This is a genomic window from Pseudomonas sp. NPDC090755, from assembly GCF_044769005.1.
Taxonomy (GTDB): Bacteria; Pseudomonadota; Gammaproteobacteria; order Pseudomonadales; family Pseudomonadaceae; genus Aquipseudomonas.
This window is the reverse complement of record NZ_JBIVXC010000013.1, coordinates 22,337-42,149: the sequence shown is the minus strand read 5'-3', so window position 1 is coordinate 42,149 and position 19,813 is coordinate 22,337. Positions and strand designations below refer to the sequence as shown.

General features: G+C 62.3%; 18 protein-coding genes. 7 read left to right on the top strand and 11 right to left on the bottom strand.

Features of this window, described 5'->3' with window-relative positions; translation table 11 throughout:
* Window positions 1-38 precede the first annotated feature (38 nt).
* From dinG to pdxH, 5 genes are all read left to right on the top strand, one after another.
* Window positions 39-2,183 carry an ATP-dependent DNA helicase DinG gene (gene dinG / locus ACIQUS_RS18710; protein ID WP_403049572.1) on the top strand — a complete coding sequence of 715 codons (2,145 nt, stop codon included), beginning with the start codon at window positions 39-41 and terminating at the stop codon, window positions 2,181-2,183.
* An 81-nt stretch (window positions 2,184-2,264) separates the two neighbouring features.
* Complete coding sequence (locus ACIQUS_RS18705) at window positions 2,265-4,508, top strand: beta-agarase (protein ID WP_403049569.1); 2,244 nt, start codon at window positions 2,265-2,267, stop codon at window positions 4,506-4,508.
* A 138-nt stretch (window positions 4,509-4,646) separates the two neighbouring features.
* Entirely contained in the window at window positions 4,647-5,792 is a 1,146-nt protein-coding gene (locus ACIQUS_RS18700) for a serine hydrolase domain-containing protein (RefSeq protein WP_403049566.1), read from the top strand.
* A 97-nt stretch (window positions 5,793-5,889) separates the two neighbouring features.
* On the top strand, window positions 5,890-6,864 hold the full coding sequence (locus ACIQUS_RS18695) for an OmpA family protein (protein WP_403049563.1): 975 nt from the start codon (window positions 5,890-5,892) through the stop codon (window positions 6,862-6,864).
* An 18-nt stretch (window positions 6,865-6,882) separates the two neighbouring features.
* On the top strand, window positions 6,883-7,530 hold the full coding sequence (pdxH, locus tag ACIQUS_RS18690) for a pyridoxamine 5'-phosphate oxidase (protein ID WP_403049560.1): 648 nt from the start codon (window positions 6,883-6,885) through the stop codon (window positions 7,528-7,530).
* On the opposite strand, the gene ACIQUS_RS18685 is transcribed toward pdxH, so the two are convergent.
* Entirely contained in the window at window positions 7,527-7,763 is a 237-nt protein-coding gene (locus tag ACIQUS_RS18685; protein ID WP_403049557.1) for a hypothetical protein, read from the bottom strand. The genes pdxH and ACIQUS_RS18685 overlap by 4 nt on opposite strands.
* A gap of 147 nt (window positions 7,764-7,910) precedes the next feature.
* On the opposite strand from ACIQUS_RS18685, the gene ACIQUS_RS18680 reads away from it, so the two are divergent.
* On the top strand, window positions 7,911-8,375 hold the full coding sequence (locus tag ACIQUS_RS18680) for a glycine zipper 2TM domain-containing protein (protein WP_403049554.1): 465 nt from the start codon (window positions 7,911-7,913) through the stop codon (window positions 8,373-8,375).
* A 73-nt stretch (window positions 8,376-8,448) separates the two neighbouring features.
* Here ACIQUS_RS18680 and nhaA read toward each other — a convergent pair whose 3' ends face one another.
* From nhaA to ACIQUS_RS18660, 4 genes are all read right to left on the bottom strand, one after another.
* Window positions 8,449-9,627, bottom strand: coding sequence for a Na+/H+ antiporter NhaA (gene nhaA, locus ACIQUS_RS18675; RefSeq protein ID WP_403049551.1), 1,179 nt, complete (start codon window positions 9,625-9,627; stop codon window positions 8,449-8,451).
* A 509-nt stretch (window positions 9,628-10,136) separates the two neighbouring features.
* Window positions 10,137-11,762: an NAD(P)/FAD-dependent oxidoreductase gene (locus ACIQUS_RS18670; RefSeq protein WP_403049548.1), complete on the bottom strand. Its 1,626-nt coding sequence runs from the start codon at window positions 11,760-11,762 to the stop codon at window positions 10,137-10,139.
* A gap of 106 nt (window positions 11,763-11,868) precedes the next feature.
* Entirely contained in the window at window positions 11,869-12,540 is a 672-nt protein-coding gene (locus tag ACIQUS_RS18665) for a COG3650 family protein (protein WP_403049544.1), read from the bottom strand.
* 70 nt (window positions 12,541-12,610) lie between these two features.
* A complete protein-coding gene (locus tag ACIQUS_RS18660) occupies window positions 12,611-13,210 on the bottom strand; it encodes a short chain dehydrogenase (protein ID WP_403049541.1) in 600 nt (199 codons plus the stop codon).
* Window positions 13,211-13,318: 108 nt separating this feature from the next.
* On the opposite strand from ACIQUS_RS18660, the gene ACIQUS_RS18655 reads away from it, so the two are divergent.
* Window positions 13,319-14,227, top strand: a complete 909-nt coding sequence (locus ACIQUS_RS18655; protein WP_403049538.1) for a LysR family transcriptional regulator — start codon at window positions 13,319-13,321, stop codon at window positions 14,225-14,227.
* A 3-nt stretch (window positions 14,228-14,230) separates the two neighbouring features.
* Here the strand turns inward: ACIQUS_RS18655 and ACIQUS_RS18650 are convergent, their stop codons facing one another.
* The 6 genes from ACIQUS_RS18650 to ACIQUS_RS18625 form a co-directional block, all read right to left on the bottom strand.
* Window positions 14,231-14,461, bottom strand: coding sequence for a hypothetical protein (locus ACIQUS_RS18650; RefSeq protein ID WP_403049535.1), 231 nt, complete (start codon window positions 14,459-14,461; stop codon window positions 14,231-14,233).
* Window positions 14,462-14,605: 144 nt separating this feature from the next.
* On the bottom strand, window positions 14,606-15,307 hold the full coding sequence (locus ACIQUS_RS18645; protein WP_403049532.1) for an ABC transporter ATP-binding protein: 702 nt from the start codon (window positions 15,305-15,307) through the stop codon (window positions 14,606-14,608).
* On the bottom strand, window positions 15,308-16,075 hold the full coding sequence (livG, locus tag ACIQUS_RS18640; protein WP_403049529.1) for a high-affinity branched-chain amino acid ABC transporter ATP-binding protein LivG: 768 nt from the start codon (window positions 16,073-16,075) through the stop codon (window positions 15,308-15,310).
* Window positions 16,072-17,328: a high-affinity branched-chain amino acid ABC transporter permease LivM gene (locus tag ACIQUS_RS18635; RefSeq protein ID WP_403049526.1), complete on the bottom strand. Its 1,257-nt coding sequence runs from the start codon at window positions 17,326-17,328 to the stop codon at window positions 16,072-16,074. Before ACIQUS_RS18635 ends, livG begins: the two co-directional genes overlap by 4 nt.
* On the bottom strand, window positions 17,325-18,248 hold the full coding sequence (gene livH / locus ACIQUS_RS18630) for a high-affinity branched-chain amino acid ABC transporter permease LivH (protein WP_285864917.1): 924 nt from the start codon (window positions 18,246-18,248) through the stop codon (window positions 17,325-17,327). The genes ACIQUS_RS18635 and livH overlap by 4 nt, the downstream gene beginning before the upstream one ends.
* A 226-nt stretch (window positions 18,249-18,474) precedes the next feature.
* The gene (locus tag ACIQUS_RS18625; protein WP_403049523.1) at window positions 18,475-19,602 is read right to left on the bottom strand and encodes a branched-chain amino acid ABC transporter substrate-binding protein; all 1,128 of its coding nucleotides are present in this window, start codon (window positions 19,600-19,602) and stop codon (window positions 18,475-18,477) included.
* Window positions 19,603-19,813 lie beyond the last annotated feature (211 nt).

The following is a 19,813-nucleotide window of genomic DNA, read 5'->3' as shown; positions in this document are numbered from 1 at the left end:
ACTGAAAATTTATCCAGCCCTCCGGGCGCCCCGACACCATGATCAGCAACGAACTCAAAACCACGATTCAGGGCGCCTATTCGCGTTTTCTCGAAGCCAAGAGCCTCAAGCCACGCTACGGCCAGCGCCTGATGATCGCCGAAGTGGCCAAGGTACTGGGCGATATCGCCTGCGACGATGAAGGTCGACGTGCCGGTGAGCCTGCCGTGGTGGCGGTTGAGGCCGGCACCGGTACCGGCAAGACGGTGGCCTACAGCCTGGCCTCGATCCCTGCCGCCAAGGCCGCCGGCAAGCGCCTGGTGATTGCCACTGCCACGGTGGCCCTGCAGGAGCAGATCGTCTTCAAGGACCTGCCCGACCTGATGCGCAACAGCGGCCTGAACTTCAGCTTCGCCCTGGCCAAGGGTCGTGGCCGTTACCTGTGCCTGTCCAAGCTCGACCTGTTGCTGCAGGAAGGCCATGCGCAATCAGCCACGGCCCAGTTGTTCGAAGAGGAAGGTTTCAGGATCGAGGTCGACGAAGCCAGCCAGAAGCTGTTCACCAGCATGATCGAGAAACTGGCCGGCAACCGCTGGGACGGCGACCGTGACAGCTGGCCGCAAGCCCTGGAAGATCAGGACTGGGCGCGCCTGACCACCGACCACAGCCAGTGTACCGGCCGCCATTGCCCCAACTTCGGCCAGTGCACCTTCTACAAGGCCCGTGAGGGCATGGGCAAGGTCGATGTGATTGTCACCAACCACGACATGGTCCTGGCCGACCTGGCCCTGGGCGGAGGGGCGGTGCTGCCCGACCCACGTGACACCATCTATGTGTTCGACGAAGGCCACCACCTGCCAGACAAGGCCATCGGCCATTTCGCCCATTACACCCGGCTGCGCTCCACCGCCGACTGGCTGGAGCAGACCGCCAAGAACCTGACCAAGCTGCTGGCCCAACACCCCTTGCCGGGCGACCTGGGCAAGCTGATCGAACAGGTGCCGGAGCTGGCCCGGGAAATCAAGGCCCAGCAGCAGTTCATGTTCACCGCCTGCGAGCAGGTGGCCGATTTCCGTCCCGGCGAAGACATGGAAGGCCGCGAGCGGCCCCGCCATCGTTTCGAAGGCGGCGTGGTGCCCGAGCACATGCGTGAAATGGGCATCGAGTTGAAAAAGGGCTTCTCGCGCCTGACCGACCTGTTCACCCGCCTGACCGAACTGCTCAAGGAAGGTATGGACGCCGAGGTCAACATCGGCATCGCCAGCCATCAGGCCGAAGAATGGTACCCGCTGTTCGGCAGCCTGCTGATGCGCGCCCAGGGTAACTGGGAGCTGTGGACCGCCTTCACCGCCGAAGACCCGGAAGACAGCCCGCCCATGGCGCGCTGGCTGACCCTGGCCGAGAGCGGCGCGCTGTTCGATATCGAGGTCAATGCCAGCCCCATCCTCGCGGCCGAGATGCTGCGCCGCAATTTGTGGAACGTCGCCCATGGCGCCCTGGTGACGTCGGCGACCTTGACCGCGCTGGGCAAGTTCGATCGTTTCCGCATGCGTGCCGGCCTGCCCAAGGACGCCGTCACCGCCGTGGTACCGAGTCCCTTCCACCATACCGATGCCGGTGTGTTGCGGGTACCGGACCTGCGTGCCGACCCCCGGGATGCCGCTGCCCATACGGCCGCGATCATTCGCGACCTCCCGGAGCTGGTCGAGGGCTCGCGGGGCTCGTTGGTGCTGTTCTCCTCGCGCAAGCAGATGCAGGACGTGTTCGACGGCCTGGACCGCGACTGGCGCAAGCAGGTATTCATCCAGGGCAACCTGTCCAAGCAGGAAACCCTGAACAAGCACAAGGCGCGGGTCGATGGCGGTGATTCCAGCGTGTTGTTCGGCCTCGCCAGTTTTGCCGAGGGCGTGGATCTGCCGGGTGCGTACTGCGAGCATGTGGTCATCGCCAAGATTCCCTTCGCCGTGCCGGACGATCCGGTCGAGGCGGCCCTGGCCGAGTGGATCGAGGCCCGCGGCGGCAATCCGTTCATGGAAATCGCCGTGCCGGACGCCTCCTTGCGCCTGATCCAGGCGTGCGGTCGGCTGCTGCGTACCGAGCAGGATCGCGGCACCATCACCTTGCTGGATCGACGTGTAGTCACCCAGCGCTACGGCAAGGCTATCCTCAACGCGCTGCCGCCGTTTCGACGGGAAATTTCCTGAGCCCCGGGGATCATTGCTCCGGGGCGTTGTCTATGACTCAGTTCAAGGCCCGCCCGGGCCCTCAAGGAGAGCTCCAGCCCTATGATTCGCCGTACCTTGCCAGCTGTCTTCGCACTGATGTTCAGCACACCGCTGCTGGCCGGACAACAGACGCTGTTCAGCTTCGTGCGCCCGGCCGCCGTGGTCACTGTGCAGACCACGGATGCCAGTTTGCCGCAGTACAACGCAGAGCAGACAGCCGAGGGTGAGGTATTGCGTCGCGTGGTGTTCAACCCGGCGCAACAGCCCAGTTTGCGCTTGAGCCCGCAGGCCGGTACTTGGGACTGGTCCATGGCCACGGCCATGACCTTGCGCCTGCAAAGCGGCATGGACTGGCCGCTGACCGTGGATGTCACGGTGCTCGGCAGTGATGGCAGGACCCTCACCAGCCGCATCGACCTGCCGGCTGGTCCAGCCCAGACCGTGGTGGTACCGCTCAAGGCCAGCTCGCCGCTGAGCCAGGGCATGCGCGCCGGCCCGCCGATGCCCTGGACCCATGAAGGCCAGCGCTGGTTGCTGACCAGCAGTGCCGGTGAAGTGGACCTCAAGCAGGTGGTGTCGGTGACCTTGTCGATGAACAAGCCCGATGTCGCCCAGAGCCTGATGATCGAGCGTTTCGGCATCCAGGATGACGATGGGCTGCAGAAGGCCGTTTACAGCGGTTTGATCGATGCTTATGGGCAGTCCACCCGCGGCCGCTGGCCGGAGAAAATCGCCAGCGATGACCAGCTCAAGGCCGCCTCGGCCCGTGAGCAGCAGCAGCTCAAGGGCTGGCTGGCCGAACGCAGCCAGCTCAAGCGTGACAAGTTCGGCGGCCTGACCACGGGCCTGCAGTTCGAGGCCAAGGGATTCTTCCGCACCGAAAAGCGGGACGGGCGCTGGTACCTGGTTACCCCGCAAGGCAATCCGTTCTACTCCCTGGGCGTCAACGCGGTTGCACCCGAGGGCGGGCGGACCTATGTGGCCGGGCGTGAATCGATGTTCACGGCCTTGCCGCAAGCAGGCGAGCCGTTGGCGCAGTTCTATGGCGAAGGCAACAACAACGATGGCAACGGTTCGGCCAGCGGGCGCAGTTTCAACCAGGGGCGCTGGTTCGACTTCTATGCCGCCAACCTCGCACGCAGCTACGACAAGCCCTGCACGCCGGTCGCCGCGACCGACAGCACGGCGGCGGTGCCGTGCCCTGTGCCGGCTTTCGACCCGCAGCGATGGCGGGGCCATACCCTGGACCGTCTGCAGGCCTGGGGTTTCAATACGCTGGGTAACTGGAGCGAGCCGGCCCTGGGTCAGACCGATCGCGTGGCATACACCTTGCCGCTGTCGATCGTCGGTGATTACACCAGCATCAGCACCGGCATGGACTGGTGGGGGCGCATGCCCGACCCGTTCGACCCACGCTTTGCCATGGCCACCGAGCGTGCCGTGGCCATCGCCGCCCGTGACCACCGTGACGATCCCTGGCTGATCGGCTTTTTCGCCGACAACGAGCTCGCCTGGGCCGCGCCGGGCAACGACCCCAAGGCCCGTTACGCCCTGGCCTACGGCACCCTGCGCCTGACCACCGACGTACCGGCCAAGCGTGCGTTCCTCAAGCAGCTGCGCGACAAGTACCGCAACCAGGCTGGCCTGTCCAAGGCCTGGGGCATAGAACTGGCCGCCTGGGAACTGATGGAAGACCCGGGGTTCGAGCCGCCCCTGCCCAGCCCGGAATACCCGGAGATCGAGGCCGACTTCAAGTACTTCCAGAAGGTCTTCGCCGAGACCTACTTCAAGACCATTGCCGATGCCTTGAAGTGGCACGCGCCCAATCATCTGCTGCTGGGTGGCCGCTATGCCGTCAGCACACCGGAAGCGGTGCAGGCCTGCGCCGAGTTCTGTGATGTCCTGAGCTTCAACTTCTACACGCCCAAACCCCAGGACGGCTACGACTTCAGCCAGCTCAACGCCCTGGACAAGCCGGTACTGGTCTCCGAATTCCAGTTCGGTTCGCGTGATCGCGGCCCGTTCTGGCCGGGGCCGATGGAAGTGGCCAGGGAAGAGGCAAGGGGGCCGGCGTATGCCGCTTTCTTGAAAGCGGCACTGGCCGAGCCCTCCATCGTTGGCGTGCACTGGTTCCAGTACCTCGATCAACCGGCCAGCGGTCGTTTGCTGGATGGTGAGAATGGCCACTTCGGCCTTGTAGGCATCACTGACGTACCGTTCCAGGGATTCGTCGACAGCGTGCGTAAGAGCAACCTGCAAGCGCAGGAGCAAATCGGCACCGTGAAAGCGACAAAGGCCCCGTAGTCCAGGCCGGGCAGCCTGGTGCGCACTGATGCATCGGGCTGACCCCAAAACTGCCTGACCACTGTCTGTTCCCAAATCCTTCGTAGGCTGAAACAATGCACGCCATTTTCCAGATTGGCGTGTGCCAGGAGCGGCTGGGTGCAGATTCAGGGTCATTACGAGCTTAAGTTCGAAGCAGTGCGCGAAGCCTTTGCGGCATTGTTCGACGATCCCCAGGAGCGTGGCGCGGCGCTGTGCATCCAGGTCGCAGGGGAGACGGTCGTTGACCTGTGGTCCGGTACCGCCGACAAGGACGGCGCCGAAGCCTGGCACAGTGACACTATTGCCAACCTGTTTTCCTGCACCAAGGCCTTCACCGCGGTCACTGCCCTGCAACTGGTAGGCGAGGGCAAGCTGTCGCTGGACGCTCCCGTCGCTCGGTATTGGCCGGAGTTCGCCCAGGCCGACAAGCAATCGATCACCCTGCGCCAGCTGCTCTGCCACCAGGCTGGCTTGCCGGCCATTCGTCAACTGATGAGCGCCGAGGCCTTCTATGACTGGCAGACCATGGTTAACACCCTGGCCGCTGAAGCCCCCTGGTGGACACCCGGAACAGGCCACGGTTATGCGGCAATCACCTTTGGCTGGCTGATCGGCGAGTTGATCCGCCGCGCCGATGGGCGTGCGCCGGGTGATTCCATCGTCGCCCGTACCGCGCGCCCGCTGGGCCTGGATTTTCATATCGGCCTGGCTGACGATCAGTTCCATCGGGTCGCGCATATCGCCAGGGGCAAGGGCAACATGGGTGATGAAGCGGCGCAGCGCCTGCTCCAGGTCACCCTGCGCGAGCCGGAGGCGTTGTCCACCCGCGCCTTCACCAACCCGCCGGGCATGCTGACCAGCACCAACAAGCCCGAGTGGCGCCGGATGCAGCAACCTGCTGCCAATGGTCACGGCAATGCGCGCAGCCTGGCCGGGTTCTACGCCGGCCTGCTTGACGGCAGCCTGCTGGAGTCCGAGTTGCTCGACGAGTTGACCCGGGAACACAGCCTGGGCGACGACAAGACTCTGTTGACCTCGACCCGTTTCGGCCTGGGCTGCATGCTCGACCAACCGACCGTGGCCAACGCCACCTTCGGCCTGGGCAGCAAAGCCTTCGGTCACCCAGGGGCCGGTGGATCGGTCGGCTTTGCCGACCCCGAACATGATGTGGCCTTCGGTTTTGTCACCAATACCCTGGGCCCTTATGTATTGATGGACCCGCGTGCACAAAAACTGGTTCGGGTGCTGGCTGGCTGCCTTTGATCGGCTAACGCGAATAGGCCTGAACCCTTTGGGTATTCTGAATTCCAATGGCTCATGCAGTTGGGCCAAATCTCTTTCTCTTCATGGTGTATCCCAGATGTCTTCCCCTAAATCCTTAGCTCTTGTCTTGTGCCTGGCCATGACCGGTTGCGCACAGCATTCCCAGAAAGGCGCTGCCGATGGCGGTATCGATTGGTGGCCCTTCGGCTCGGACAAAGTGGCCGACAAGGAAGTGAAGGCAGTCGTCAGCGAAAAAGTGGCCAAGACCGACGCCAAGGCACAAGCCAAGTCGGGCAGCGGCGGCTCCTGGTGGTGGCCGTTTGGTGCCAGCGACAAGGCCAAGACCGCAGCGGTGCCGAAGATCGACTACAAAGCGACCAAGGCCTGGCTGGACAGCTACGAGCCGCGCCTGCGTGAAGCGATCAAGGACAGCGCGTTCGAACTTGAGCGCCGTGAAGACGTACTGGTAGTCACCGTGCCGGTAGACAGCTCGTACAACCCGGATCGCCCATCCATGCTCCTGCCTGTCACCCTCGGGCCGATCACCCGGGTGGCCAAGGCCATCGAAACCGACAAGCAGACCGCTGTGCTGGTCCTGGGCCATGCCGATACCAGTGGCGCGTCTGCAGCCAACCAGAAACTGAGCCAGGAGCGCGCCCAGTCGGTGGCCGCGATCTTCCGTCTCAGTGGCCTGGAACGCGACCGCCTGATGCTGCGCGGCATGGGCTCGGAAATGCCGCGCGCCGCCAACGACAGCCAGCAGGGTCGTGCCCTGAACCGTCGGGTGGAGATGGTCCTGACGCCGCAGAACACCATGGTTGCGCTGCTTGCCAAATACAAGCAACCTACCCCGAGCCCAGCCTCGCTGGTGGCGGTGCAGGATGCCAAGGCGCCGCTCAAGGACGCCGTGAAACCGGCCGCCAAGGCGCCGGCGAAAAAAACCAGCACTGCCAAGAAAGCCGCCCCGACCAAGACCGCGGCCGCCAAGAAGGCTGCCGCCAAACCCGCAGCCAAGCCTGCGTCGACGGCGAAGAAGGCGGCCACCAGCACCAGCCCTGCGAAGACCAACTGATCGTCAAGGAACGCAGCAATGACCAAGACCCTGGCCGATATGCGCCGCGACTACACCCGTGATGGCCTGGCGGAAGACCAGGCCCCGGTGGAACCCTTCGCGTTGTTTCGCCATTGGTTCGATGACGCGGTGAAAACCGAGAAACCGCCGGTAGAAGCCAACTCCATGACCCTGGCCACGGTGGATGCCGATGGTCGCCCGCACTGCCGGATTCTCCTGCTCAAGGGACTGGATGACGAAGGTTTCACCTTCTTCACCAACTACGACAGCGCCAAGGGCCAGCAGCTTCTGGTCAACCCCTGCGCGGCCATGACCTTCTTCTGGCCGGCACTTGAGCGCCAGGTCCGGATCGAAGGCAAGGTGGTCAAGGTAACCGCCCAGGAGTCGGACGCGTATTACCAGGTGCGGCCACTGGGCAGCCGCCTGGGCGCCTGGGCGTCGCCGCAGAGCCAGGTGATCGCCGACCGCGCCGAACTCGAAGGCCTGGTCAAGGCCACGGAGCAACGCTTCAGCGACAACCAGCCCCATTGCCCCGAACATTGGGGCGGCTACCGCCTGGTGCCGGAGCGTATCGAGTTCTGGCAAGGGCGGGCCAGCCGCCTGCATGACCGTCTCAATTACCGCCTGCAGCAAGGCGGCTGGCTGCGCGAGCGGCTGGCGCCTTAATCGACCGGAAACGCGGCGGCCTCGCGTTCCAGCCAGGCCGCCAGTTCCGAGCGCTTGATCTTTTGTGCCCGGGCGTTGTTCAGGCATTCAAGCATATAGGCCTTCTTGTGCTCATCGGTTCCGGCGAATGACAGCGCCAGGTCACGGTCCATCCAGCGCCGGATGCGGACGTACAGCCACCAGTGAAAGTACAGGCCTGCCAGAGTCGTGACGACGACGATAAAGTAATCCATGACTATCCTTGCGCTAGATGTTTCGACAGGCTGCATCGAGGGTACAGACTGTACAGAAGCTGAATGGAAGCAATATTACTCCGCATGAGTCGTGACAGCCGTCAATGTGCGGAGTCTAATGAACACCTGTCTTACGGAGATCATCCAATGCGTAAATCTGCTTTGCTGGCGGCCAGCTTCGCCACCATGACGCTGCTGCTGGGCGGCTGTGCCTCGAGTCTGACCGGTGACAGCTATTCGCGCGACGAAGCGCGCCGCGTCCAGACCGTACGCATGGGCGTTATCGAGGCCCTGCGTCCAGTGAAAATCGAAGGCACCAAGACCCCGATCGGTGGTGGTGCCGGCGCCGTTGTCGGCGGTGTGGCGGGCAGTGCCATCGGCGGTGGGCGCGGCAGCATCGTGGCGGCGGTCATCGGTGCCGTGGCCGGTGGCCTGGCAGGTTCTGCCGCAGAAGAAGGCCTGACCCGCACCCAGGGCGTTGAAATCACTGTACGCGAAGACGACGGCAGCATGCGCGCCTATGTGCAGGCGGTGCAGGAAAACGAGATTTTCCGGGTTGGCGATCGCGTGCGCATCCTGACGGTTGATGGTACCAGCCGCGTTACCCGCTGATACCTGGCTGCAATGAATGAAAAAGCCCCGATCCGGCAATGCTGGTCGGGGCTTTTTCAGGTCTGGCAGGTTGTCAGGCCACGGGTGCCTTGCGGCTGGCCAGGGCGGTGATGCTGTAGCCGATGATGGCGGCGAGGATGGAACCTGTGAGGATCCCCATGCGGTCCATGCCGGCGTACTCGCTGCTGCCCGGCACGAAGGCCAGGGAGCCGACGAACAAGCTCATGGTGAAGCCGATGCCACACAGGATCGCCACACCCAGCACCTGGCCCCAGTTGGCGCCGGCGGGCAGGGCGGCCAAGCCCAGTTTGACCGAGATCCAGGTGAAGCCGAACACGCCCACGGTCTTGCCCAGCAACAGGCCGATGGCGATCCCCATCGGTACATAGTGGGTGAAGCTTTCCAGGGTGACACCGGCCAGCGAAACCCCGGCGTTGGCGAAGGCGAACAACGGCAGGATGCCGTAGGCCACCCAAGGATGCAGTGCATGTTCCAGGGTCAGCAGCGGCGACGGTTCGGCGTTGCGGGTTCGCAGCGGAATGCACAGGGCCAGGGTGACGCCAGCGAGGGTGGCATGGACGCCGCTCTTGAGTACGCAGACCCAGAGAATCAGGCCGACCACCATGTACGGGCCCAGCTTGACCACGCCCAACCGGTTCATCCCGATCAGGGCCAGCAGGCAGGCGCCGGCCAGCATCAACGACAGGCTCGACAGTTCACCGGAGTAGAACAGGGCAATGACGATGATCGCTCCCAGGTCATCGATGATGGCCAGGGTCATCAGGAACAGCTTGAGCGACACCGGCACGCGCTTGCCCAGCAACGCCAGGACGCCCAGGGCGAAGGCGATGTCGGTGGCGGTGGGGATGGCCCAGCCGGCAACGGCTGCTGGATTGTCCTTGTTAAGGAACCAGTAGATCAGGGCCGGGATGACCATGCCGCCAATCGCCGCCGCACCGGGCAGGACGATCTGCGAGGGTTTGGACAGGTGGCCGTCGACCACCTCGCGCTTGACCTCCAGGCCAATCAGCAGGAAGAACAGCGCCATCAGGCCGTCGTTGATCCACAGCAGCAAGGGCTTGGCAATCTTCAGGGCGCCGATCTGGGCAACCACCGGCACATCCAGCAGGCCGTTGTACAGGTAGGACAAGGGCGAGTTGTTGATGATCAGGGCCAGGGCGGCTGCAGCAATCAGCAATAGACCGCTGGCAGCTTCCAATTGAAAGAAACGTGTGAAAGTGCTACGCAGCAAAGGTGCTCTCCATCCTGAGGTTTGCGTTAGGGGCACACCCTACCTTGAGGGGATATGCATTAAAACAAAAATTATATTCTTTTTTGTTATAAGCTGTTGCCAGTAAGCTCAGTGCAGCCTAGCAGTTGTATCTGGATATTTTGTGCAGCGGTATCTGCTGAAGTTGTAGGGATTTTCTTCACATGATCCCCTGCATATCGATTCTTTTCCGGTATCGGACCATGAACGATCACCGTCTGGCCTGCTCGCTGCTATGCGCAGCAGATGAAGGCACAGGGAGAGACGGGGCGATGGCGGCGAGTGTTATGCGACCACCTAATAGAATCAGGACTGGCTGGCAGGGCAGGGGTATCAGTTGCAGGGCCTGATCGAGGGGGGGGCGGGCTGTGTGGAGCGCGGCGAGGCGTGCTGGGGTTTGATAGCACGGCGCTTATCGCAGGCTTCGCCAGCTCCTACAGGGTCCGGGACAGACCGGATCAGGGTGGGAGCTGGCAACGCTTGCGATGGTTTTAGCGGCTGGAAGCTGCCTGCAGTCCCAGCATGCTGCGCGCCACGGCTTCAGCAATACGAATCCCGTCGACACCCGCCGACAGAATCCCGCCCGCATAACCGGCACCTTCACCTGCCGGGAACAAGCCCTTCAGGTTCAGGCTCTGCATATCCGCGCCACGGGTGATCCGCAGCGGCGAAGAAGTGCGGGTCTCGATTCCGGTCAACACCGCGTCATGCAGGTTGTAGCCCTTGATCTGCCGATCGAAGGCCGGCAGGGCCTCACGGATCGCCTCGATGGCAAAATCCGGCAGGCTCGGGGCCAGGTCGCCGAGGTTGACCCCTGGCTTGTACGACGGCTCGACACTGCCCAGGACGGTGGACGGCCTGCCGGCAACGAAGTCACCCACCAGTTGCGCCGGTGCCTGATAGTTGCTGCCGCCCAGTACATAGGCATGGGCTTCGAGTTTTTCCTGCAGCTCGATACCCGCCAGCGGACCGCCGGGGTAATCCTGTTCCGGTGTAATGCCGACGACAATGCCGGAGTTGGCGTTGCGCTCGTTGCGCGAGTACTGGCTCATGCCGTTGGTGACCACCCGGCCCGGCTCGCTGGTGGCTGCGACCACAGTGCCGCCGGGGCACATGCAGAAGCTGTAGACCGAACGACCGTTCTTGGCGTGGTGTACCAGTTTGTAGTCGGCCGCGCCCAGTTTCGGGTGTCCGGCGTACTTGCCCAGGCGAGCCTGGTCGATCAACGATTGTGGGTGTTCGATACGGAAGCCGATGGAGAACGGCTTGGCCTCCATGAACACGCCACGAGCGTGCAGCATGCGGAAGGTATCGCGAGCACTGTGGCCCAAGGCCAGGACTACATGCCGCGATTGCAGCTGCTCGCCGCTTTCCAGGACCACGCCATTGAGCTGGCTGTCGTCCATCAGCAGGTCGGTGACTTTCTGCTCGAACCGCACCTCGCCGCCCAGGCTGATGATCTCTTCACGCATCTTCTCGACCATGCTGGTCAGGCGGAAGGTACCGATGTGCGGCTTGTTGATGTAAAGGATTTCGTCCGGGGCGCCGGCCTTGACGAACTCGTGCAGGACCTTGCGGCCGTGATGGTGCGGGTCCTTGATCTGGCTGTAGAGCTTGCCGTCGGAGAAGGTACCGGCACCGCCTTCGCCGAACTGCACGTTCGACTCGGGGTTCAGAACGCTCTTGCGCCACAGACCCCAGGTGTCCTTGGTGCGCTGGCGCACTTCCTTGCCGCGCTCGAGGATGATCGGCTTGAAGCCCATCTGCGCCAGCAGCAGGCCGGCGAAGATCCCGCACGGACCGAAGCCGACCACGATCGGTCGCTCCTGCACGTCGGCAGGGGCCTGGCCGACCATCTTGTAGCTGACGTCCGGGGCGACATTGACGTTGTGGTCGTCGGCGAACTTGCGCAGCAGTTCGGCTTCATTGCTGACGTTCAGGTCGATGGTGTAGATGAACAGTAGTTCGCTGTTCTTCTTGCGGGCGTCGTAGCTGCGCTTGAACAGGGTGAAGTCCAGCAACTGCTCGTCGCTGATTCCCAGGCGTTGCACGATGGCCTCGCGCAGGGCTTCATCAGGATGATCCAGCGGCAGCTTCAGTTCGGTGATTCGTAACATGGCAGGGTCCAGTATCCCGGCCATGGACGGCCGGCGGCTTTACACAAACCGCCAAGTATAAGCTGTTAGCCGCCCTTGCAGGCAGGATTAACGCAGACGCCGATGATCAGTCGTTGCGCGAACCGCCATAGTAGGCGCAGCCGCGCATGAGCTGGCCATTGAGCCGCAGCTCGGCGCTCAGGTGCTGCACGCCGCCGGTGGCGACGTCGACACAGCGTTGCGGCGCCACCCACAGCTCCACGCGCTGGCCGTTGGCTTCGGTGTTGATGCTGAACCGCCCGTCAGGCAGTTGCTCTTCCAGGTACGGTACCGCCAGCGAGGGTTGGCCGGGGCGGTCCAGGATCATGCCCTTGCCGCTGGCCTTGAGGCTCCAGTCCGGCTCGTGGCCATAGGCGCGCAGGGTCAGACGCTTGAAGTTGGGATCGCTGCAGGCACTGTCGGAGTGCTCGACCCGGTACAGCCGCTGCACATTGAGCTGGCCGTCGTTGCCGGCCTTCTGGCTGGCGGAAAGATTGCCGCTGACATCGGCGAACAAAGTGCCTGGTTCAGCGGCCAGGGCGGCGGCTTCCTGCAACAGGCCCGTGTTGCCGGCATCGAAGATGGCAAAGTGGCGACTCTCGCCGCAGGGCTTGAACAGCAGCTGGCCGTCCTTGGCGCTCAATTCGCCTTGCATGCGTGTCGTGCCGGCCACGGCGGCCTGCGGTTTTTCCGCCAGCACCTGGCAACCGGCGAACAGCGGCAACAGGGCGACAAGCAATAACGAAGGGGCGGCACGCATCGAGCAAACTCCAGGGTCTCTACCAAAAGGTGCCGCCACGTTACGCAGGCTGAACGCCGATCACAAGGCCCTAGCCGACATGATAGGTCTGGCCGGTCTGCAGGCCCTCGACGCTCTTGGCGTAGGCCAGGGCCACGTCAGCGGCCGGTACCGGCTTGAACCCACGAAAATACGGCGCGTAGGCCGGCATGGCTTCGACCAGCACGTTGGGGCTGATCGAATTGACCCGCAAGCCGCGCGGCAGTTCGATGGCCGCCGCCTTGACGAAGGCATCGAGGGCGCCGTTGACCAGGCTGGCCGAGGCACCGGTGCGGATCGGGTCATGGCTGGTGACGCCGGTGGTGAAGGTGAAAGAGCCGCCATCGTTGATGAACTCGCGACCGATCAGCAGCAGGTTGACCTGGCCCATGAGCTTGTCGTTCAGGCCGAGGGCGAAATGCTCTTCGCTCATCTCTGCCAGCGGTGCGAAGGTCACGTTGCCCGCTGCGCACACCAGGGCATCGAATCGACCGGTTTTCTCAAACAGGCGGCGAATCGATGCGCTGTCGCTGATATCCACCTGATAGTCGCCACTGCTGCGGCCGATACGCAGCACTTCATGGCGTTGTTCCAGTTCCTTGGCGACTGCCGAACCGATGGTGCCGTTGGCGCCGATCAACAGAATTTTCATGGAGCCGTTCCTCGCAAGTCAGGGGAGAGAAGGCTCAAGTCTAGGGTGGATTTTCCTGGTGATAAGCGTAGTAATAAGCAACCTTTGGTTTTCATATGGAAACAATCCGTGAGCGACCTCGACGACCTTGCTGCCTTTGCCGTGTTGATGGATATCGGCAGTTTCACCTTGGCCGCGCAGCAATTGGGGTGGAGCAAGGGGCAGTTGTCCAAGCGCATCAGTGCTCTGGAATCCAGCCATGGTGTGAAACTGCTGCATCGCACCACGCGCCGGCTGAGCCTGACCGCGGCCGGCGCGATGCTGTTGCCGCAGGCCCAGGCTCTGGTAAGACAGATGGAGGGGGCGCGCCAGACCTTGGCCATGCTCAAGGATGAACTGGCCGGCCCGGTGCGGATCACCGTGCCCGTGTCACTCGGCGAGACGTTTTTCGAAGGCCTGTTGCTGGAGTTCGCCGCCACCTATCCGCAGTTGCAGGTCGAACTGGAGCTGAATAATGGCTATCGCGATCTGCTGGGCGATGGCTTCGACCTGGCCATTCGTACCGAGGTCCGGGACGATGCGCGTCTGGTTGCCCGACCCTTGCTGGCCATGCAGGAACTGACCTGTGCCAGCCCGGCGTATTTGCAGCAGCATGATGAACCGCGCACACCGGCGCAGTTGAGTGGACATCGCTGTTTGCTCAACAGCCATTACAGTGGTCGGGAAGAGTGGTTGTATCACCAGCAGCATGAACTGTTGCGGGTGCAGGTCAGTGGCAGTTTCGCCAGTAACCATTACAGCCTGCTGAAGAAGGCGGCACTGCTGGGAGCCGGCATCGCCAGGCTGCCTTCGTACATGGTGCATGCAGAGTTGGCCGAGGGGCGGCTGCAGTGGTTGCTGCGCGACTATCAGACGCGCAGCGTGCCGTTGTTCCTGGTTCACCCCTACCAGGGCGGGATGCCCAGGCGGGTCCAGGTGCTCGCCGACTACCTGATGCACTGGTTCAAGCGCAGCAGCCAGGCGTTGCAGACCCTCTAGGCGTTACATCTTGTCCTTTTTTTCGTCTTTCATCCTGTTGTCGCCCTTGTCCATTTTCTTGTCGTGGCTCATGTCCATCTTCATGTCGTCGGCCATTTTCTGGTCCGTCTTCATGTCCTTTTCCATGCTGGCTTCCTTGCCCGTTTTCATGTCGTCGGCATGAGCAGCAGGCAGGATGGCCAGGGTCGAGCCGAGGGCCAGGATGAGGGCGGCAGCGCTGAGGGTTTTGTTCATGGTGCGACTCCTAGTCAGTAGAGGGCGGTGAGCGACTGGTGTGTTCGGCTCACCTGCTGCACTAGAGTCCATTGCCCGGGAGGCGTTACAGCGGGCAAGAAAAAAGGCCCGAAGGCCTTTTTCCATTTGTTGCCGTGAAGCGGATCAACCGCCCAGGTAGGCGTCGCGCACCTTGGGATCGGTCAGCAGCGCTTCACCGGTGCCCTGCATCACCACCCGGCCGTTTTCCAGCACGTAGGCACGGTCGGCGATCTTCAGGGCCTGGTTGGCGTTTTGCTCGACCAGGAACACCGTCACGCCATCACGACGCAGTTGCTCGATGATGTCGAAGATCTGCTGGATGATGATCGGCGCCAGGCCCAGCGACGGCTCGTCGAGCAACAGCAGCTTGGGCTTGCTCATCAGCGCCCGGCCGATGGCCAGCATCTGCTGCTCGCCACCGGACATGGTGCCGCCACGCTGGGTAAAGCGCTCCTTCAGGCGCGGGAACAGTTGCAGGACCTTGTCCATCTGCGCCTGGTAGTCGCCCTTGTCGGTGAAGAAGCCACCCATGGCCAGGTTCTCTTCCACGGTCAGGCGGGCGAATACCCGGCGGCCTTCCGGCACCACGGCAATGCTCTTGCGCATGATGTGCGAGGAGGGCTGGCCGACCAGTTCCTCACCCAGGTACTTGATGCTGCCGCTGTGGGCCTGGGGTGAACCGCAGAGGGTCATCAGCAGGGTCGACTTACCCGCGCCGTTGGCACCGATCAGGGTGACGATCTCGCCCTGGCGGATCTCGACGTTGACGCTGTGCAGCGCCTGGATCTTGCCGTAGAAGGTGGAAACGTTTTCGAATTGCAGCATTTACGCTTCCCCCAGGTAGGCTTTGATCACTTCAGGGTTGTCACGGATCTGTTCCGGCGAACCGTCGGCCAGGGGCGTACCCTGGTTGATCACCACGATATGGTCGGAAATGCTCATGACCAGTTTCATGTCGTGCTCGATCAGCAGCACGGTGACGTTGTGCTCCTCGCGCAACAGGGTGATCAACGCCTTGAGGTCTTCGGTCTCTTTCGGGTTCAGGCCGGCAGCAGGTTCGTCGAGCATGATGATCCGTGGACGGGTCATCATGCAGCGGGCGATTTCCAGGCGACGTTGCTGGCCGTAGGCCAACGTGCCGGCGGGGCGGTTGGCGAACTCGAGCAGGTTGACCTTCTCCAGCCAATAGCGTGCGTACTCTTTCGCTTCGTGCTCGCTGCGACGGAAGGACGGGGTCTTGAGCAGACCGGAGAGGAAGTTGGTGTTCAGGTGCCGGTGCTGGGCGATCAGCAGGTTTTCCAGCGCGGTCATTTCCTTGAACAGGCGCACGTTCTGGAAGGTCCGCACCACGCCCTTGCGGGCGATCTCATGACCGGCCAGGCCCTGGATCGGTTGACCATCGAGCAGGATGGTGCCGCCACTGGGCTTGTAGAAGCCGGTCAGGCAGTTGAACACCGTGGTCTTGCCGGCACCGTTGGGGCCGATCAACGCCACCACCTGTTTTTCCTTGACGGTCAGGGCCACGCCGTTGACCGCCAACAAGCCGCCGAAGCGCATGCTCAGGCCGCTGACTTGCAGAATTTCGCGGCTCATCGACGCAGCTCCATATGGGGACGTTGCATAGGCAGCAGGCCTTGCGGACGCCAGATCATCATCAACACCATCAGGGCACCGAACATCAGCATGCGGTACTCGCTGAATTCACGCATCAGCTCAGGCAGCAGGATCATCACGATGGCCGCGAGGATCACGCCCAGCTGAGAACCCATGCCACCCAGCACGACGATGGCGAGGATGATCGCCGACTCGATGAAGGTGAACGACTCCGGCGTCACCAGGCCCTGGCGAGCGGCGAAGAAGCTACCAGCGAAACCGGCGAAGCAGGCACCGAGGGTGAAGGCCGACAGTTTGATCACGGTCGGGTTCAGGCCCAGGGCGCGGCAGGCGATCTCGTCTTCGCGCAGGGCTTCCCAGGCACGGCCGATCGGCATGCGCAGCAGGCGGTTGATCACGAACAACGCGAACAGCGCCAGCAGCAACGCCACCAGGTAGAGGAAGATCACCTTGTTGATCGAGTTGTACTGCAGGCCGAAGAACTCGTGGAAGGTCTGCATGCCCTCGGCGGCCTTGCGTTCGAAGGTCAGGCCGAAGAAGGTCGGTTTCTCGATGTTGCTGATCCCGTTCGGACCGCCGGTAAGCCCGGTGAGGTTACGCAGGAACAGACGGATGATTTCACCGAAGCCCAGGGTCACGATGGCCAGGTAGTCACCGCGCAGACGCAGTACCGGGAAGCCCAGCAGGAAGCCGAAGGTGGCCGCCATCAGGCCGGCAAGCGGCAGGCAGATCCAGAAACTCAGGCCGAAGTAGTGCGAGAGCAAGGCATACGTGTAGGCACCGACGGCGTAGAAGCCGACATAACCCAGGTCGAGCAGGCCGGCCAGACCGACCACGATGTTCAGGCCAAGCCCGAGCAGCACGTAGATCAGGATCAGGGTGGCGATGTCGACTGCGCCGCGCGAACCGAAGAACGGCCAGACCAGGGCAACCACGATCAGCCCCATGACCACCCAGCGCTGGGTCTTGGGCAGGGTCAGGAAGTTGCTCATGGCCGGCGAGATCAGCTTGCGGTCCGAGCGCGAGCGCATCACTGCGCTCCACTGTTTGTCGAACAGCACGCGCAGGAACATCAGCACCGAACACAGGGCGATGATCCACAGGGTCATGGCCCCTTGGCTATGGACGATCAGGCGGATGCCATCGATGCTGAGTTTCAGGCCCAGAACCGGGAAGGCCACGGCCCAGACCAGCAAGGCGCTGAAGAACGCCTGTTTGAGATTTCTGTTCATACTTTTTCAACCTCCGGACGGCCGAGAATGCCGGTCGGACGGAACAACAGCACCAGAACCAAAAGACCGAAGGCCACCACGTCCTTGTACTGGTCGCCGAAGATGTCGGCGCCAAAGGCTTCAGCCACCCCGAGCACCAGGCCACCGAGCATGGCGCCCGGAATACTGCCGATGCCGCCCAGCACCGCGGCGGTGAAGGCCTTCAGGCCCACCAGGAAGCCGGCGTTGGGGTTGATCACCCCGTACTGCATGCTCAGCAGCACGGCCGCCACGGCCGCCAGGGCGGCACCGATGACGAAGGTCAGGGCGATGATGTTGTTGGTGTTGATACCCAGCAGGTTGGCCATCTTGATGTCTTCGGCGCAGGCGCGGCAGGCGCGGCCCAGGCGAGAACGGGAGATGAACAGGGTCAGGCCGGTCATGGCCACCAGGGTGACGACGAAGACCAGGATCTGCATGTACGAGAGCAGCACTTCCTCTGCGCCGCCTGGGCCGAAGGAGATGCTCCCCGGGATCAGGTTGGGGATGGACTTGTCCTTGGAGTCCTGGGACAGCAATACGGTGTTCTGCAGGAAAATCGACATACCGATGGCAGAAATCAGCGGGATCAACCGGTTGCTGTTACGCAATGGGCGGTAGGCGACCCGTTCGATACTGTAGCCATAGGCACTGGTTACGAAGATCGTCGCGACAAAGGCGACGGTCATCAATACCGGCAGTGAATCGATGCCCATCATGGCAAGCCCCGCAAGGGCGATGAAGGCCACGTAGGAACCGATCATGTACACCTCGCCATGGGCGAAGTTGATCATTCCAATGATGCCGTAAACCATTGTGTAGCCAATGGCTATCAAGGCATAGGTGCTGCCAATGGTCAGGCCATTAACCAGCTGTTGGAAGAAGTGATAGATCTCAGGCATTACAGCGCTCCTAAAAACCTGATACGCATTTCACTGGTGGGGTTGCCCCGGCCCGGTCGGGTGGTCTTTAGCCACGTTTCCCAAGCAACTGCCAGCGAACCGCTGGTGACGGTTTTAAGATTTTCAGGTGAACCTGCTTCCGGATCGCGGAAACCAGGCCCATGAACCTCGTAAAACAAAGCCCACTGCTCGCACAGTGGGCTTGTAGTCATGTAGTCAGACGGTATTACTGAGGGGAAACTTCGGTTTTAGGTTTGCCGAAATGCCATTCGTAGACCACGAATTTGAAGTCTTTCAGGTCGCCCTTTTCGTCGTACGACAGGTCGCCGGTCGGGGTCTTGAAGGTGCCGGCGTGGATGGCTGCAGCCACCTTGTCGGTGTCTTCGGACTTGGCGGCCTTGATGCCCTCGGCGATCAGCTCGACAGCAGAGTAGGCCGGGAACACGAACGGACCGCTCGGGTCTTTGCCGTCGGCTTTGATGGCATCAACGATCGCCTTGTTCGCAGGGTCGGCATCGAAGGACTTGGGCAGGGTAACCAGCAGGCCTTCGGAGGCGTTCTGGGCGATCTGCGAGATCGAGTCGTTACCGACACCTTCTGGGCCCATGAACTTGGCCTTCAGGCCTTTTTCCTGAGCCTGGCGCAGGATCAGGCCCAGCTCTGGGTGGTAGCCGCCGTAGTAGACGAAGTCGACGTTGTTCTGCTTGAGTTTCTGGATGATGGACGAGAAGTCCTTGTCACCGGCGTTCAGGCCTTCGAACACGGCAACCTTGGTGCCTTTGCCTTCCAGGGTGGACTTGACCGCGGTGGCAATGCCTTCACCGTATTGCTGCTTGTCGTGCAGTACGGCAACGACCTTCGGCTTGACGTGGTCGGCGATGTAGTTGCCGGCTGCCGGGCCCTGGGCGCTGTCCAGGCCAATGGTGCGGAAGACCAGTTTGTAGCCGCGAGCGGTGATTTCCGGGCTGGTGGCAGCCGGGGTGATCATGATTACGCCTTCGTCTTCGTAGATATCCGAAGCAGGCTGGGTGGAGCTGGAGCAGAGGTGGCCGATCACGAACTTGACGCCATCGTTGACCACTTTGTTGGCTACGGCTACGGCCTGTTTAGGGTCGCACGCGTCGTCGTATTCCTTGGCTTCGAGCATCTTGCCGTCGACGCCGCCCTTGGCGTTGATGTCCTTGATAGCCTGTTTGGCGCCAACGAACTGCATGTCGCCGTACTGAGTGACCGGACCGGTTTTCGGGCCGGCGATGCCGATCTTGATGGTATCGGCTGCAAACGAATGGCTGGCAACCCCGGCCAGTACCATTGCGGCAAACAGCTTGGAAATCTGCTTAGTAGCCTTACTCATAGTGCTCCACTCATTCTGTTGTAATTTTTATAGTCCTGGCGGCCAGAGCTTGAGGACCGGATCAGGTTCCATGGGAGGCCACGCCTCGCCATCGGTCCCGGATTGCTCCGAAATTGCCCTGGCAACTGTACCGGTACAGTGTAGAGCGCGGCTTTATCGCTTGAAAAGCAGGCCAGCCTGGGCAAATTCGGCGCGTGTCGCTTAATTGACA

Coding starts and splice junctions, on each gene's coding strand:
- dinG (WP_403049572.1), top strand. CDS start 39: ATGATCAGCAACGAACTCAAAACCACGATTCAGGGCGCCTATTCGCGT.
- ACIQUS_RS18705 (WP_403049569.1), top strand. CDS start 2,265: ATGATTCGCCGTACCTTGCCAGCTGTCTTCGCACTGATGTTCAGCACA.
- ACIQUS_RS18695 (WP_403049563.1), top strand. CDS start 5,890: ATGTCTTCCCCTAAATCCTTAGCTCTTGTCTTGTGCCTGGCCATGACC.
- pdxH (WP_403049560.1), top strand. CDS start 6,883: ATGACCAAGACCCTGGCCGATATGCGCCGCGACTACACCCGTGATGGC.
- ACIQUS_RS18685 (WP_403049557.1), bottom strand. CDS start 7,763: ATGGATTACTTTATCGTCGTCGTCACGACTCTGGCAGGCCTGTACTTT.
- ACIQUS_RS18680 (WP_403049554.1), top strand. CDS start 7,911: ATGCGTAAATCTGCTTTGCTGGCGGCCAGCTTCGCCACCATGACGCTG.
- ACIQUS_RS18670 (WP_403049548.1), bottom strand. CDS start 11,762: ATGTTACGAATCACCGAACTGAAGCTGCCGCTGGATCATCCTGATGAA.
- ACIQUS_RS18665 (WP_403049544.1), bottom strand. CDS start 12,540: ATGCGTGCCGCCCCTTCGTTATTGCTTGTCGCCCTGTTGCCGCTGTTC.
- ACIQUS_RS18660 (WP_403049541.1), bottom strand. CDS start 13,210: ATGAAAATTCTGTTGATCGGCGCCAACGGCACCATCGGTTCGGCAGTC.
- ACIQUS_RS18650 (WP_403049535.1), bottom strand. CDS start 14,461: ATGAACAAAACCCTCAGCGCTGCCGCCCTCATCCTGGCCCTCGGCTCG.
- ACIQUS_RS18645 (WP_403049532.1), bottom strand. CDS start 15,307: ATGCTGCAATTCGAAAACGTTTCCACCTTCTACGGCAAGATCCAGGCG.
- livG (WP_403049529.1), bottom strand. CDS start 16,075: ATGAGCCGCGAAATTCTGCAAGTCAGCGGCCTGAGCATGCGCTTCGGC.
- ACIQUS_RS18635 (WP_403049526.1), bottom strand. CDS start 17,328: ATGAACAGAAATCTCAAACAGGCGTTCTTCAGCGCCTTGCTGGTCTGG.
- livH (WP_285864917.1), bottom strand. CDS start 18,248: ATGCCTGAGATCTATCACTTCTTCCAACAGCTGGTTAATGGCCTGACC.
- ACIQUS_RS18625 (WP_403049523.1), bottom strand. CDS start 19,602: ATGAGTAAGGCTACTAAGCAGATTTCCAAGCTGTTTGCCGCAATGGTA.